The sequence below is a fragment of the Sandarakinorhabdus sp. AAP62 genome (genome assembly GCF_000331225.1).
Taxonomy (GTDB): domain Bacteria; phylum Pseudomonadota; class Alphaproteobacteria; order Sphingomonadales; family Sphingomonadaceae; genus Sandarakinorhabdus.
The window spans coordinates 45,021-58,806 of sequence record NZ_ANFY01000017.1; the positions used below are offsets into that span (position 1 = coordinate 45,021).

Consider the following 13,786-nt stretch of genomic DNA (forward strand, 5'->3'; position numbering starts at 1 on the left):
CAACTGGCCGCCGCGCCGCATGCCCGGTGAAGGCTGATCAGGGATTGACCGGTTCGGGCAGGAAATCCAGTTTCTGCACCGCAGTATCGGTGGCGCTGCATTCCGCCGGCGTGGCGTGGGTGTCGTTTGGCCAGGTGCCTTCCAGCGGCAGTCGGAATTCCCAGCCTCCATTCTGCAGGCGATGCTGCACTTCGCCGGTGAGGCGCAGGCTGGTGCCGCCGGTGGCGCCGATCTGGCGGGCGGCTTCATCGATGCACTGGCGGAAAGCGCGTTCTGCGGCGGGCGGCACCTGGTTCGGGCCGATGTTGATGGTGGCCGGTGGCTTGCTGCCGCCCTGGGTGGCGCTTTCGGCTTCCTTCTTCTTGCCCTTGGAAAGCAGCAGCGCCAGCAGGCCGGCGGCCACGGCCGCGCCGGCAATCACCGCGCCGGTGGATGGGCCGCCACCGCCGCGCCGGCCGACTTCGAATTCGGCGCGGCAGCCGTTTCTCACCCAGATGCTGCCTCGATCACTGCCCCAGTTGCGGCGCGAACAATCGCCGCCCAGCACACGCGAAAGCCGCACCCCGTCGCGGGTGTTGGCGCTGCAGCGGGCATAGCGGAAATTCCAGCTTTCACAGCGGACGATCTGGCCGCCGCCATTGTTGTTCCACCCCTGGTTGTTCCAGTCGGATTGGGCCGCGGCCGGCGGGATCACGGCCGTTGCGGCAAGGGCAAGCAAGGCGATGAGGCTGGCGCTGCGGCGCATGTGGGTTCCCCCCGGAAATTGGCGTCAATAGAGGTCGAACACGGCGCGGCAGCCGCCATTCACCCAGATCTGGCCCGGCCTCGTGCCCCAGGTGCGCCCTTCCACGCAATTGCCGCCCAGCACGCGCGACAGGCGCACCTGGCGGCCACGCGGCGCAGCGCATGTGGCGGCGCGATAATTCCAGCTTTCGCAGGTGATGCTGACTTGCTGGCCAGCGCTGCCCCAGCCGCCACCGCCGCCACTACCCCAGCCGCCGCCAGAGCCGCCCCAGCCGGTCGCGCCCTGCAGCACTTCGAATTCGGCGCGACAGCCATTGCGCACGGAAATGGCGCGGCGATCCCAGCGCCAGGTGGCGCCATCACGGCAATCACCAGCGATCACGCGCCGCAGGCGGACGCTGCTGATGACGCCCTGCACCGGGCAGCGTTGATCGCGGTAATTCCAGCTTTCGCAGCGTAGCAGCTGCCAGCGGCCATCGCCCGGGCCGTTGCCCCAGTTATTGCCAGCGCCAGCATTGGGGTCCCAGCCACCGGCGCCCCAGCCATCATTGGCATCGGTGCGGAACACGGCGCGGCAACCATTGCGCACGTGAATGGCACGGCCATCGTGATACCAGCTCTCGCCTTCGATGCACTGGCCGCCGCGCACGCGCAGCAGCTGCACGCGCACCGCACCGGGCGCGGCACAGACGGCTTCGCGGTAATTCCAGCTTTCGCAGGTGATTTCGCGCCATTGCTGGGCGGCTGCGGGCGCGGCGGGCAGGGTGAGCGCGGCGCCGGCCGCCAGCGCGTTGATGGACAGTGCAGACACAAGCAGGCGGCGCATCGGATCGTCTCCCCCGGTTGGACAATAGGGCAAGGGCGATCCTGCGCTTGTCCCAATTGCCGCTGGATGAATGGTGCCAGTTGGGGAAATCAAGTCAAGATCGGCCGCAGCGATGTTCGGGAAACGACCCTGTTCAAAGTGGTTTGCCCTGCCCACCGGCCTGTTCAACGGTGAACTGCCACGCCACCCGGCCCGAACGCGCGCCGCGCCCGGCTGCCCAGGTGAGGGCGGCTGCCGGATCGAACGCCAGCCCATGGGCCTGGGCATAGGCCGCGCAGATCGCCAGATAGGTTTGCTGGTCGCAGGCGTGGAAGCCCAGGCGCAGCCCAAAGCGGTCCGCCAGTGCCAGATGATCATCGGCCGCATCGCGCGGATTGATGGCCTCGGCGTCATTTTCGGCCAGGCTGCGCGGCACCAGGTGGCGGCGGTTGCTGGTGACGATCAGGCGCACATTGTCTGGCCGCGCCTGCACCCCACCATCCAGCAGGGAACGCAGCGCATGCACTTCGGCGGCATCTGCCCCCAGCGACACATCATCAAGGAAGATCAGAAAGGCGCGGCTGGTGCCGGACAGCGCCTGGAACAGGGCGGGCAGGGTGGCCAGCGCCGGCAGCATCACCTGCACCAGTGCCAGATCATGGCCGTTGCCCAGCAGATCGGCGACCACGCTGCGCGCCAGGCTGGATTTGCCCATGCCGCGGGCGCCCCACAGCAACACATCATGCGCGGGCAGCCGCGCGGCATGGCGGCGGCTGTTTTCCCACAGTTGCGCGGCTTGCGCCTCAACCCCGCAATAGAGGCTCAGCGGCGTGGTACGGGCCGGGGGCAGGGAGGCAAGCGCATGACCATCCCAGCCAAACCAGTGGCCATGGCCCGGATCGGCCGCCGTTGGCGGTGGCGGTGCCAGACGCTCCAGCGCGGCAGCGATGCGGGCAAGGCTTTGATCGTTGCTGTTCATCCGCCAGCGATAGCCAAAAGCACGCCGCCAAGGAACCACCATCGGTTGCACCTGATCGCCCAAGCGGCTAGAGCCTTGCGCCAATCCATCGGCAACAACGGAAACCACGATGTTTGAAACCCCGGCCTATGCGCAAGCAGCAGGCGGTGCCGCCGCCGCTGGCGGCATGGCGGCCCTGATCGGCTTTCTGCCCTATCTGGCCATCTTCGGCATTTTCTATTTCCTGATCATCCGCCCGCAGCAGCAGCGGGTGAAGCAGCACCGCGCCATGGTCGATGCCGTGAAGAAGGGTGATGATCTGATCACCGGCGGCGGCATCCTGGGCAAGGCAGTGCGGGTGACCGATACCGAAGTGGAAGTGGAAGCCGGCCCCAACGTGCGGTTTACCGTGCTGAAATCCACGCTGGCCGATGTGAAGCCGCGTGGGCTGCCGGCGGCGGCGAACGACAAGAGCGCCTGAACCCATGCTGGATTTCCCCAAGTGGAAGACCTGGTCGATGTGGGCCACGGTGGTGCTGTGCCTGTTGCTGGCGCTGCCCAACGCGCTGGAACCGTCGCAGCTTGCGATGATCCCCGATGGCCTGCCCAAATCGCAGCTGCCGCTGGGCCTCGATCTGCGTGGCGGCTCGCACCTGATGCTGGAAGCCACCCCGCAGGATGTGGAAAAGGCCAAGCTGGAAACGCTGGAAGACACGGTGCGCGGCGAATTGCGCGCCGCCGACGGCGGGGCGATTGCCGCCACCGATCTGTCGCTGAATGGCGGCCGGCTCAGCTTCACCGTCGCTGATGCCACCCGCCTTGATCAGGCCATTGCGATCCTCAACAAGGCGACCGCGCCACTGGGCGTGGGCACCAGCCGCGAAGTCGAGATCAGTCGGAGCAGTCTGCCCGGCCAGGTGATCGTGACGCCGACCAGCGCCGGCATTGCCGCTGCCATCGATGGCGCCATGGCGCAGGCCGTGGAAGTGATCCGCAAGCGCATCGACGAACTGGGCACCCGCGAACCCACCATCGTGCGTCAGGGCAAGACCCGCATCGTCGTGCAGGTGCCCGGCCTGCAGGACCCGGAAGCGCTGAAGCAGTTGCTCGGCAAGACCGCCAAGCTGGAATTCAAGCTGGTCGATACCGCTGCCGATGCGGAAGAGGTGGCGCAGGGCCGTGCCCCGCCCGGCAGCCAGATATTGCCGTCGCAGGAAGGTGGCCAGGTCGTGGTCAAGCGCCGCGCCATCATCACCGGTGACCAGCTGGTGGACAGCCAGGTGACCACCGATCAGAACGGGGCGCCGGCGGTCTCCTTCCGCTTTGATTCCACCGGCGGCCGGCGTTTTGCCCAGGCCACGACGGAGAATGTCGGCAAGCCGTTCGCCATCCTTCTGGATGGCATGGTGATTTCCGCGCCCAACATCAACGAGCCCATATTGGGCGGCAGCGGCATCATCCAGGGCAATTACACGGTGCAGACCGCCAATGATCTCGCCATCCTGCTGCGCTCCGGCAAATTGCCGGTGGAGCTGAAGGTGGTGGAGGAACGCACTGTCGGCCCCGATCTGGGCGCGGATTCGATCAAGGCCGGCATCATCGCCTCGATCGTGTCCGTGCTGGCTGTCGCCCTGCTGATGATCATGACTTATGGCCGCTTTGGCGTCTATTCGGTGATCGCGCTCACCATCAACGTGCTGATGATCCTGGGCATCATGTCGGCCGCCGGCTTCACGCTCACCCTGCCGGGCATTGCCGGCATGGTGCTGACCATTGGGGCGGCGGTGGATGCCAACGTGCTGATCAACGAGCGTATCCGCGAGGAACAGCGCAAGGGCAGGGGCGTCGTCACCAGCGTGGAGACCGGCTTCAAGGAAGCCAGCCGCACCATCTGGGATGCGAACAGCCTCAACATCATCGTCGCCATCATCATGTTCCTGTTCGGCTCCGGCCCGATCAAGGGCTTTGCCGTGGTGCTGTCGATCGGCATCGCCACGTCGGTGTTCACCGCGGTGACCATCGTGCGCTGGATGGTGGCGCGCTGGCTGACCAGCGCCCGCCCTGCGACCCTGAGCATCTGAGGACCAATCGATGCCGCTGAAACTTGTTCCCGACAATACCAACATCGGGTTCGTCAAACTCCGCTTCATCGCCTTTGCGCTCACCCTGGCGCTCACCATTGGAGCTGCCGGCCTGCTGGCCGTGCGCGGGCTGAACCTGGGTGTCGATTTCGTCGGCGGCCTCACCATGCAGGTCGAATTTGCCGAACCGCCGGCGCTCGACACGCTGCGCGCCCGGGTTGACCGGGTGGGCGTGGGCGATTCCAACCTGCAGGAATTCGGCAACGACAGGACCATCCTGATCCGCCTGCCGCTGCCCGAGGGCGAAGAAGGCGCCGTTCAGCGTGTTGTCTCCAAGGTCCGCACCGCACTGGAGGCCGATTACAAGGGTGTCAAATTCTCGCGCGTCGAAAGCGTATCGGGCAAGGTGTCAAACGAGCTGATCAAGGACGGGCTGTGGGCGGTGGGCCTGTCGATGCTGTTCGTCGCGCTGTTCACCTGGTTCCGCTTCGAATGGTATTTCGGCGTCTCCACCGTGGTGGCACTGGTGCATGACGTGGTGGTGACACTGGGTTTCTTCGCGCTGACCCGGCTGGAATTCGATCTCAACATCGTCGCCGCCGTGCTCACCATCATCGGCTATTCGCTGAACGACAAGGTGGTGATCGACGACCGTATCCGCGAGAATCTGCGCAAATATCGCCAGATGGACATCAAGGGCATCATCGATCTTTCGGTCAACGAAACCCTGCCGCGCACGGTGATGACCTCGGTGACGCTTCTGGCCGCGCTGGTCGCGCTGCTGTTCCTGGGGCCGGAGGTGATCTTCGGTTTCACCGCGGCGATGGTGCTCGGCATCGTGGTCGGCACCTATTCGTCGATCTTCGTGTCCTCGTCGCTGCTGATCTCGCTGGGCGTGAAGCAGCGTGCCGCCGGCACCGAGGATGCCCGGGCCAAGGGCGCCGAGCGCATCGGTTAGCGCCGCACAAAAGCAAGGGCCGGCGCTCCCCATCGGGAGCGCCGGCCCTTTGTTGTTTCTGCTGGCCCGTTCAGATCGGTGCGCCGCACGGCCCGAAAGCCATGCACCATTGGCTGAGCGTACCCAGAACCAAGGCGCCCGCCAACCAGAGCGCGCGGGTTCGCGTGTTGAGTTCCACCTGCATCAATCTCACTCCGCAGCGACAGCCACCGGGGCAAGGCCGATCCGGGCCCTGGCGGCTTCATATTCGCTGACCAGCTTGGCGACAAATTCACCCGCCGACAATACGGACTTTACCGCGCCAATGCCCTGGCCGCAGCCCCAGATATCCTTCCAGGCCTTGGCTTCGGTGTTGCCGCCGCTGCCGAAGTTCATCGCCGAAGGATCACTGGTCGGCAGATTATCGGGGTCCATGCCAGCCTTGACGATGGACGGGCGCAGATAATTGCCGTGCACGCCGGTGAACAGGTTGGAATAGACGATGTCGGACGACGCGCTCTGCGTGATCATGTCCTTGTAATCCTGCACCGCGCGCGCTTCCTTGGTGGCGATGAAGGCGCTGCCGATATAGCCGAAATCGGCGCCCATCGCCTGCGCGGCCAGCACCGCATCACCGGTGGCGATCGAACCGGACAGCGCCAGCGGGCCATCGAACCATTCACGGATTTCCTGGATCAGCGCAAACGGGCTGGTGGTGCCGGCATGGCCGCCGGCGCCGGCAGCAACGGCGATCAGGCCATCGGCGCCCTTTTCCACCGCCTTCCTGGCAAACTTGTTGTTGATGATGTCGTGCATGACGATGCCGCCATAGCTGTGAATGGCCTCGTTCACGTCTTCGCGGGCGCCCAGCGAAGTGATGATCATCGGCACCTTGTATTTCACGCACAGCGCCAGATCGTCCATCAAACGGTCGTTGGATTTGTGGACGATCAGGTTGACGGCATAGGGCGCATCATTGGGGCCAAGTTCGGTCGACAGGCGCTGCAGCCATTCCTCGAACTGAGCCAGCGGCCGGGCGTTGAGGCTGGGGAAGCTGCCGATGATGCCGGCGCGGCACTGCGCCATGACCAGTTCCGGCCCGGAAATGATGAACAGCGGCGAACCGATCACCGGGATCGACAGACGGCCAGCGAAGGCAGCGGGCATGGACATGGATATTCTCCCCAAGGACAGGAGACGAGGTTTAGCCTTCGCTGCCCCAGATTGCCACCTCATCCTCGTCGCAGGCTGTGGCGCGGCCGCGGAACATGCCGGGCGTTGAAAATACCCAGCCCGGCATGCCATCCCTGCCGATGAAGATGATGCCGCCGGTGCCGCCCAGCATGTTCACATCGGCCAGGGCGCGCTCCGCTGCCTGCGCCGCCGACAGGCCGGCCAGACGCACCAGCGCACCCATTTCATGGCCGACGCCGGCCCGGATGAAGGCCTCGCCGGATCCAGTGCAGGACAGGGCCACGCTGCGATCATCGGCCAGCGTGCCCGCCCCGATCAACGGCGAATCGCCAATGCGGCCCCAGCGCTTGCCGGTGAGCCCGCCTGTCGATGTCGCGGCGGCCAGATGGCCCTGCGCATCGCGGGCGACCGCGCCGACCGTGCCATATTTCAGATCAGCATCGAACATATTCTCGCCCCGCGCCGCCGCGGCCTTCATCATCTGCAGCGCCTGCCAGCGGCTTTCGACGCGAAACCAGCCGGGCTCGACCTGCTCCAGCCCCTGTTCCAGCGCAAAGACATCGGCCCCGTCGCGGGCGAGCAGCACGTGGGCGCTTTTCTGCATCACGGCGCGGGCCAGTTGCACCGGGTTTCGCGTGCGGGTGACGCCCGCCACCGCGCCGGCCTTGCGGGTTGTGCCGTCCATCACGGCAGCATCCAGTTCGGTGCGGCCTTCGGCGGTGAACACGGCGCCGCGACCGGCATTGAACAACGGGTGATCTTCCAGGATGCGCACCGCGGCAACCACGGCATCCACCGCGCTGCCGCCGGCGCCCAGCACGGACTTGCCGGCCGCCAGGGCATCAGACAACCCGGCGCGGCATTCGGCTTCGGGCCCCGGCAGTGTCTCAGGCGATAGCTGCCCGCACCCGCCGTGGACGACCAACGACCAGGCGGGGGAATTGTTCATCGCGGATCCGAAAGGGATGGTAGCAGCGGGCAGATTTGAACTGCCGACCTCCGGGTTATGAATCCGGCGCTCTCACCAACTGAGCTACGCTGCCACAGGCGTTTGGGAGGCGCTGCTATAGTGGCGGCGTCCCTGTGGGTCAACCGGGTTTCAGAAGTTGTAGACGAGGGTGGCGCGCGTGACGGTATCGGTGTTTTCGCGGCCCGGCGGCGGGTTGCTTTCGTTGTTCACCTGGAACGACATGCGCGCCGAAAGCCGGCCGTTCAACCGCGCCGTCAACTGCGAAAGCGACAGCAGCGAACTGTTGCGCTGATCGCTGTAATAGGTCGCGGTTTCGGTGAAGATCAGCGCCGGCGCGATCACCCATTTGCCATTCAGCGCGGCGCGCAGCGCCAGCTCGGACTGGCTGGTGCCATTGGTGAACTGCGTCTGCCGCAGGGCCGGTCCGCCATCGACGGCGATGGTCAGGCGCTGGCCATCAACAAGCCGATAACCCAGGCCCAGCGCCTCGGTGAAGCGGCTGGTGAAGCCGGTGAAGCGATCCCGCTCGAAGCTCAACGCCAGCACGGCAAAGCCGCGCGGCGTGAATTTCCAATTGCCTTCATAACCGGCGAAATAGCGTTCGCGCGAGGTGACGCCCTGATCCTCCTGGTAATCGACGATCCCGCGAAAGCCGTGTTTCCAGTGCCTTGTTTCCTTGGTGAGGTTCACCCCCACCGCCAGCCCGCGGTTTTCGGTGTTGCCGCTGGAAATGAAGCCGCCCAGTTCGCCGTTGCCGGTCCAGCCATCAAGCGCGCCCTGGCTGGCCAAACGTTCCTCGCGGGCCTTCGCCGCCGCCGCGTTGATCTCGGCCACGCGGGCATCGATCTCGGATATGCTGGCCGGATTGGTCCGCCGCGCGATCTCGGCCACCACCTTCAATTGATCGGGATTGCCGGCTGCGGCCTCGATCATGGCGGCCACCGGCGGCGGGATCGGATCGGCCAGGGCCGGGGTGGCAATCAGGGCGATGAGGGCGAAAGCGGCGCGGGTCATGCCCCTGTTTCTGGCGGCTTGGGATGCTGTTGGTCAACCGCCAGCATCCGTATTCATGGGGACTGGCAGGCCGCCCAAATTCGAGGCAAAGGGCGGGCATGACCTTGTCTGCCGACATCACGCCGATTCCCCTGTCTCTGGTGCAGAGCGACCTGGCCGCCGCCGCGGCTGGCTTTGGCGACGCCTTTGCCCGCACCGGCTTTGCGGTCGTCTCCGATCATGGGATTGATCAGGGCCTGATCGACAGGGCCAACGCCGCAACCAAGGCGTTCTTTGCGCTGCCAGACGATGTGAAACGCCGCTATGTCGTGCCCGGCGGTGGCGGCCAGCGCGGGCTGACTCCGTTTGGCGTCGAAGCCGCCAAGGGCCACGCCAAGGCCGATCTGAAGGAATTCTGGCACGTCGGCCGCGAACTGCCGCCGGGCCATCTCTATGCCGATGTGATGCCGGCCAATCTGTGGCCAAGCGAGATCCCCGATTTCCACGAAGCCGTGTGGGCGCTGTTCGACGCGCTGGACAAGACCGGCGCCACCCTGCTGCGCGCCATTGCCGTGCACCTGGGGCTGGACGCTGATTTCTTCGCCGATCCGGTGCGCGACGGGAATTCGATCCTGCGCCTGCTGCACTATCCGCCGGTGCCGCCGGAAACGGCCGGGGCCATCCGGGCTGGCGCGCACGAGGATATCAATGTCATCACCCTGCTGCTGGGTGCCGAGGAAGCCGGGCTGCAACTGCTCGACAAGAATGGCGAATGGCGCTTCATCGATGCGCCGGCCGGCAGCCTGGTGTGCAACGTGGGCGACATGCTGCAACGATTGACCGGGCATCGCCTGCCATCGACCACGCACCGTGTCGTCAATCCGGCGCCGGAACGGATGGGGGTGGCGCGTTATTCGACGCCGTTCTTCCTGCATTTCCGCCCGGATTATCTGATCACCGCGCTGCCCGGCGGGCCGATGGAAGAACCGCCGATCACTGCGAACGATTATCTGATGGAACGGCTGCGCGATATCAAATTGCTGTAACATCAGCTGGGCAGGGGGAATGACATGATGATGCGCGCGATGTTTCTGGCGGGCCTGCTGGCCACCTCCGTTTCCGCTGCTCCGGTGCTCGATACGCCGGTGAAAGACAGTTGGTGGACCGATGGCCGCGCCGCGCTCGATGCCCGGCTGAAAGTGGTAAACCGGCCGAAGCGGGCGAAGAATGTCATCCTGATGGTTGGCGACGGCATGGGCGTGACCACGCTCACCGCCGCACGCATCTTTGATGGCCAGCATCCGATCGATGGCCGCGCGCCCTCCACAGGCGAGGAAAACAACCTGGCGTGGGACAGGATGGCCAACACGGCGTTGGTCAAGACCTACAACAGCAACGCCCAGACCGCCGACAGCGCCGGCACCGCCAGCGCGATGAACACGGGCGTCAAGACGCGCATCGGCACCATCAACATGGGCGCTGATCAAGGCGTGGAGGCGTGCAAGACGCCTTCGCGCCTGCCGCGCACGCTGGCCGAGATTGCCAAGGGGCAGGGGATGGCCGTGGGCGTGGTGACCACCACCCGCATCACCCATGCCACGCCGGCCGCCGTCTATGGCCATGTACCGTTTCGCGATTGGGAAGGGGCGGATCGCGCCTATCCGGCCGAAGCGCGCACATCGGGCTGCATCGATCTTGCCACGCAGCTGGTCGCCTTCAAGGGCGGGCTGGACGTGGTGCTGGGCGGCGGCCGGGCGCGGTTCCTGCCCCTGGGCAAGGGCGGCCAGCGCGATGATGGCCGCAATCTGGTGGAAGATTGGCAGAAAGCCTGGCCACAGGGGAAATATGTTGCGGATTCAAAGGGGCTGCGCGCGCTCAATGCCCGCGATGGCGGCCCGGTGTTCGGCCTGTTCCATCCCGATCATCTGAATTTCGAGCATGATCGCAAGGATGATGCCGAGCCCAGCCTGCCGGAAATGGCGCGCTTTGCGCTGGCCAAGCTGGAAGCCGGCAAGGCCGCCCGCAGCGGCAAGGGCTATTATCTGATGATCGAGGGCGGGCGCATTGATCACGCCCACCACGCCAGCAATCCGTATCGGGCGCTGAAGGAAGCGCAGATGTTCAGCGCCACGGTGGCCGAAGTGCTCAAGGCCGTGAACCTGGATGAGACCTTGGTGCTGGTGACCGCCGATCACAGCCATGTGCTGACCATCGCCGGCTATCCGGAACGCGGCAACGATATATTGGGCTATATCAAGCCGCCCAAGGGCGGCGGCGAAGGGGATGGCGGGCTGAGCCCAGAAGGCTATGCACTGGATGATCGCGGTCAGCCGATGACCACCCTGAGCTATGCCAACGGGCCCTTCGTGGCGCGCGGCCTGTCGCGCACGCTGCCGCCAACGGATCCCGATTTTCTCGCCAACAAGACCTATGGCACCAGCGCCGAAAGCCATGGCGGCGAGGATGTGGCGCTGTTTGCCGAAGGCCCGCGTGCCGATCTGGTGCGCGGCGTGATGGAGCAGAACCTGATCTTCCACATCATGGCCGAGGCGCTCGGCTGGAAGTAAGGCGGCCTGGGTCAGCCGCCGATCAGCCAGCCTGTCAGCGCGCCGCCGGCGGTTCCCAGCGTCAGGCCCAGCCACAGCCAGACCCGGCGGACAAGCTGCGGGCCGTGCTGATTGCGGGAAAGGTGCGAGCCGTTTGGCATTCTTGTCTGTCGTTATGGAAACCAACTGGCAACCATTCCTGCAATATGCATGCCAATTGATTGGCCGGCGGCAAGCCCTTGGAATCCGGCATGGCGCCCAGATGCGCCAGAATCAGAGTGTAAAGCCCACCGACAATTTCGGGTAAATTGCACCGACAAAATAGAGTCCATCCGGCGGTGCGTTGAGCCCCAGCGCGTCCCGATCCCGGGCTGCCAGCGCCGCGGCCAGATCGTCGGCGCTCCATTGGCCTGATCCGACCATCTTCAGGCAGCCGACCATCGATCGCACCTGGTGATGCAGGAAACTGCGGGCGGCGGCGACGACATGAATCTCCTCGCCAATGCGGGTGACGTCGAGCCGGTCGAGCGTGCGCAGCGGCGAACTGGCCTGGCATTGCGCCGATCGGAAGGTGGTGAAATCATGCCGGCCCACCAGGCGCTGGGCAGCGGCGTGCATGGCATCGGCGTCGAGCGGAGTCGGCACCCGCCAGGCCAGGCCGGCATCGAACGTGAGTGGCGCGCGGCGGTTGACGATGCGATAGCGATAGCGCCGGCCGGTGCAATCGAAGCGCGCGTGCCAGTCCGGCGCTTCCGCACAGTCCAGGATCGCCACCGGTTGCGGTTTCAGCCGGGCGTTGATCGCCTCCATCAGGCGAAACGGCGTGATGGTCTTTTCGATATCGGCGTGGGCCGGCATGGCGTGGGCATGCACCCCGGCGTCGGTCCGGCCTGATGCGAAAACCTCCACCGTCTCGCCGGTGATATCCATGATCGCCGCCGCGATGGCGCCCTGCACCGATGGGCCATGCGCCTGCCGCTGCCAGCCCATGAAGGGGCGGCCATCATATTCGACCGTGAAGCGGAAGCGGGTCACGCCACGCGGGTTCCCGCCGGCACCCGCCAACCGTTGAGCAAGGCGCCCACCGGCATGGCCGGCTTGCCGGCACGCTGCACCAGCGTCGGCCGCAGCACGCCATCGGCGGTGCCCAGCCCAAGCCGATCATCCACCGTCACGCCCGGCGCGGCGGTGCCTGGTTCGACTTCGGCAGCGAGGATCTTCACTCGCTCCCCGCCAATTTCCGCCCAAGCGCCTGGCGCCGGATTGAAGCCGCGCACCTGGCGTTCCAGCACGGCGGCGGGCAGGGTGGGGGAAAGATGGGCTTCGGCCTTGTCGATGCGCGTGGCCAGCGTGACCCCGTCTTCTGGTTGCGGCACGGCGGCACGTGGGTGCGCAAGCACATCGATCAGCAGATCAGCACCCAATGTGGCCAGTTCGCTGAACAGATCGCCACTGGTCTTGGTGCCAATGGGCGTTTCCACGGTCGCCAGCATCGGCCCGGTGTCGAGGCCTTCCTCCATCTGCATGATGGTGACGCCGGTAACGGCATCGCCGGCCAGCACGGCACGCTGGATCGGCGCGGCTCCGCGCCAGCGCGGCAGCAGGGAACCGTGGATGTTGAGGCAACCGAGGCGCGGCGCATCCAGCACGGCGCGCGGCAGGATCAGGCCATAGGCGGCAACCACCGCCACGTCACAGCCTTGCGCCACCGCCAGAAACTGTTCGACCGCTGCCGGATCGCGGAACGTGCGCGGCGTGAAGACCGGGATACCCAGTGCCTCGGCCCGAGCATGCACCGGGCTCATCTGCAACTGCTTGCCGCGCCCCGCCGGCTTGGGTGCGCGGGTATAGACCGCCATGATCTCGTGCCCGGCCGCCACCAGCGCTTCGAGCGCCGGAACCGCAAAAAAGGGCGTGCCCATGTGGATGATCCGAAGTCTCAGTCCCATGGCGCACGCCTGTTATCGGGTAACCCAAGCCGAGGGAAGGGGCCTCAGCGGCTCATCACCATGGTCACGGCGCGGCGGTTCTGCGCGTGGGCGGCTTCGTCGCTGCCTTCCACGGCCGGGCGTTCCTTGCCATAGGAAATGGTCGACAGGCGGCTCACGTCGATGCCCTGCGAGGCCAGGAAATTCTTCGCCGAATTGGCCCGGCGATCACCCAGTGCCAAATTATACTCGCGGGTGCCGCGTTCATCGCAATGGCCTTCCAGCGTGACGCGCACGGCCGGATTGGCGCGCAGCCAGGCGGCATGCTTGGTCAGCGTGGCGCGGGCCTCGCCATCCAGTTCATAGCTGTCATAGCCAAACAGCACCGTGTCGCTGCCGGCCTGGGCGCGCAGATCGTCCTGGCTGCCGGGGATGATGCTGCTCGGTCCGGTCTCGACCGTGGCAGGCCGTTCCGTCGGTGTGGGTGCCGGTGCTTCGGGCCGGGCCGTGGCAGGTGGCGCCTCCATCATCGCCGGCGGCTTCTTGGGTGTACAGGCAGCAGCGATCAGGACGAGCGCGAGCAGGGGCAGTTTCGGCAGCTGGCGGGTCATTTGGGGGCTCCTTTCCAGT

The 13,786-nt window shown here is 65.9% G+C and carries 15 protein-coding genes and 1 tRNA gene; 5 read left to right on the forward strand and 11 right to left on the reverse strand.

Annotation, left to right across the window (positions count from 1 at the left end):
* Positions 1-37: 37 nt before the first annotated feature.
* The 3 genes from D619_RS17450 to D619_RS0113385 form a co-directional block, all read right to left on the reverse strand.
* The gene (locus D619_RS17450; protein WP_017669107.1) at positions 38-745 is read right to left on the reverse strand and encodes a DUF3011 domain-containing protein; all 708 of its coding nucleotides are present in this window, start codon (positions 743-745) and stop codon (positions 38-40) included.
* A 24-nt stretch (positions 746-769) separates the two neighbouring features.
* Positions 770-1,570 (reverse strand): DUF3011 domain-containing protein, encoded by an 801-nt coding sequence (locus tag D619_RS0113380; protein ID WP_017669108.1) that lies wholly within the window; start codon positions 1,568-1,570, stop codon positions 770-772.
* A 133-nt stretch (positions 1,571-1,703) separates the two neighbouring features.
* Positions 1,704-2,528, reverse strand: a complete 825-nt coding sequence (locus D619_RS0113385) for a DUF815 domain-containing protein (protein ID WP_026091050.1) — start codon at positions 2,526-2,528, stop codon at positions 1,704-1,706.
* A gap of 109 nt (positions 2,529-2,637) precedes the next feature.
* Between D619_RS0113385 and yajC the strand changes: the two genes are divergently transcribed.
* The 3 genes from yajC to secF are packed head-to-tail and all read left to right on the forward strand — an operon-like array spanning position 2,638 to position 5,546.
* Entirely contained in the window at positions 2,638-2,988 is a 351-nt protein-coding gene (gene yajC / locus D619_RS0113390) for a preprotein translocase subunit YajC (RefSeq protein WP_017669110.1), read from the forward strand.
* Between the two features lie 4 nt (positions 2,989-2,992).
* Positions 2,993-4,588: a protein translocase subunit SecD gene (gene secD / locus D619_RS0113395; protein WP_017669111.1), complete on the forward strand. Its 1,596-nt coding sequence runs from the start codon at positions 2,993-2,995 to the stop codon at positions 4,586-4,588.
* Positions 4,589-4,598: 10 nt separating this feature from the next.
* Entirely contained in the window at positions 4,599-5,546 is a 948-nt protein-coding gene (gene secF / locus D619_RS0113400) for a protein translocase subunit SecF (RefSeq protein WP_017669112.1), read from the forward strand.
* Positions 5,547-5,735: 189 nt separating this feature from the next.
* On the opposite strand, the gene D619_RS0113410 is transcribed toward secF, so the two are convergent.
* From D619_RS0113410 to D619_RS0113425, 4 genes are all read right to left on the reverse strand, one after another.
* Complete coding sequence (locus D619_RS0113410; protein WP_017669114.1) at positions 5,736-6,698, reverse strand: nitronate monooxygenase family protein; 963 nt, start codon at positions 6,696-6,698, stop codon at positions 5,736-5,738.
* Positions 6,699-6,729: 31 nt separating this feature from the next.
* On the reverse strand, positions 6,730-7,668 hold the full coding sequence (locus D619_RS0113415; protein WP_017669115.1) for an isoaspartyl peptidase/L-asparaginase: 939 nt from the start codon (positions 7,666-7,668) through the stop codon (positions 6,730-6,732).
* 17 nt (positions 7,669-7,685) lie between these two features.
* Positions 7,686-7,762 (reverse strand) — tRNA-Met (locus D619_RS0113420).
* A 56-nt stretch (positions 7,763-7,818) separates the two neighbouring features.
* Positions 7,819-8,703, reverse strand: a complete 885-nt coding sequence (locus tag D619_RS0113425) for a DUF481 domain-containing protein (protein WP_017669116.1) — start codon at positions 8,701-8,703, stop codon at positions 7,819-7,821.
* A gap of 98 nt (positions 8,704-8,801) precedes the next feature.
* On the opposite strand from D619_RS0113425, the gene D619_RS0113430 reads away from it, so the two are divergent.
* Both D619_RS0113430 and D619_RS0113435 read left to right on the forward strand, forming a co-directional pair.
* A complete protein-coding gene (locus D619_RS0113430) occupies positions 8,802-9,728 on the forward strand; it encodes a 2-oxoglutarate and iron-dependent oxygenase domain-containing protein (RefSeq protein ID WP_017669117.1) in 927 nt (308 codons plus the stop codon).
* Positions 9,729-9,752: 24 nt separating this feature from the next.
* Positions 9,753-11,249: an alkaline phosphatase gene (locus D619_RS0113435; protein ID WP_017669118.1), complete on the forward strand. Its 1,497-nt coding sequence runs from the start codon at positions 9,753-9,755 to the stop codon at positions 11,247-11,249.
* Between the two features lie 11 nt (positions 11,250-11,260).
* Here the strand turns inward: D619_RS0113435 and D619_RS18440 are convergent, their stop codons facing one another.
* From D619_RS18440 to pal, 4 genes are all read right to left on the reverse strand, one after another.
* Positions 11,261-11,389, reverse strand: a complete 129-nt coding sequence (locus D619_RS18440; protein ID WP_017669119.1) for a hypothetical protein — start codon at positions 11,387-11,389, stop codon at positions 11,261-11,263.
* 112 nt (positions 11,390-11,501) lie between these two features.
* Positions 11,502-12,263, reverse strand: coding sequence for a tRNA pseudouridine(38-40) synthase TruA (gene truA / locus D619_RS0113445; protein WP_026091052.1), 762 nt, complete (start codon positions 12,261-12,263; stop codon positions 11,502-11,504).
* Positions 12,260-13,177, reverse strand: coding sequence for a methionyl-tRNA formyltransferase (fmt, locus tag D619_RS0113450; protein ID WP_033373635.1), 918 nt, complete (start codon positions 13,175-13,177; stop codon positions 12,260-12,262). Before fmt ends, truA begins: the two co-directional genes overlap by 4 nt.
* A gap of 44 nt (positions 13,178-13,221) precedes the next feature.
* Complete coding sequence (gene pal / locus D619_RS0113455; RefSeq protein ID WP_017669122.1) at positions 13,222-13,767, reverse strand: peptidoglycan-associated lipoprotein Pal; 546 nt, start codon at positions 13,765-13,767, stop codon at positions 13,222-13,224.
* Positions 13,768-13,786 lie beyond the last annotated feature (19 nt).

Excerpts from the sequence above, each read along its gene's own strand:
- D619_RS17450 (WP_017669107.1), bottom strand. The coding sequence starts at position 745 with ATGCGCCGCAGCGCCAGCCTCATCGCCTTGCTTGCCCTTGCCGCAACG.
- D619_RS0113380 (WP_017669108.1), bottom strand. The coding sequence starts at position 1,570 with ATGCGCCGCCTGCTTGTGTCTGCACTGTCCATCAACGCGCTGGCGGCC.
- D619_RS0113385 (WP_026091050.1), bottom strand. The coding sequence starts at position 2,528 with ATGAACAGCAACGATCAAAGCCTTGCCCGCATCGCTGCCGCGCTGGAG.
- yajC (WP_017669110.1), top strand. The coding sequence starts at position 2,638 with ATGTTTGAAACCCCGGCCTATGCGCAAGCAGCAGGCGGTGCCGCCGCC.
- secD (WP_017669111.1), top strand. The coding sequence starts at position 2,993 with ATGCTGGATTTCCCCAAGTGGAAGACCTGGTCGATGTGGGCCACGGTG.
- secF (WP_017669112.1), top strand. The coding sequence starts at position 4,599 with ATGCCGCTGAAACTTGTTCCCGACAATACCAACATCGGGTTCGTCAAA.
- D619_RS0113410 (WP_017669114.1), bottom strand. The coding sequence starts at position 6,698 with ATGTCCATGCCCGCTGCCTTCGCTGGCCGTCTGTCGATCCCGGTGATC.
- D619_RS0113415 (WP_017669115.1), bottom strand. The coding sequence starts at position 7,668 with ATGAACAATTCCCCCGCCTGGTCGTTGGTCGTCCACGGCGGGTGCGGG.
- D619_RS0113425 (WP_017669116.1), bottom strand. The coding sequence starts at position 8,703 with ATGACCCGCGCCGCTTTCGCCCTCATCGCCCTGATTGCCACCCCGGCC.
- D619_RS0113430 (WP_017669117.1), top strand. The coding sequence starts at position 8,802 with ATGACCTTGTCTGCCGACATCACGCCGATTCCCCTGTCTCTGGTGCAG.
- D619_RS0113435 (WP_017669118.1), top strand. The coding sequence starts at position 9,753 with ATGATGATGCGCGCGATGTTTCTGGCGGGCCTGCTGGCCACCTCCGTT.
- D619_RS18440 (WP_017669119.1), bottom strand. The coding sequence starts at position 11,389 with ATGCCAAACGGCTCGCACCTTTCCCGCAATCAGCACGGCCCGCAGCTT.
- fmt (WP_033373635.1), bottom strand. The coding sequence starts at position 13,177 with ATGGGACTGAGACTTCGGATCATCCACATGGGCACGCCCTTTTTTGCG.
- pal (WP_017669122.1), bottom strand. The coding sequence starts at position 13,767 with ATGACCCGCCAGCTGCCGAAACTGCCCCTGCTCGCGCTCGTCCTGATC.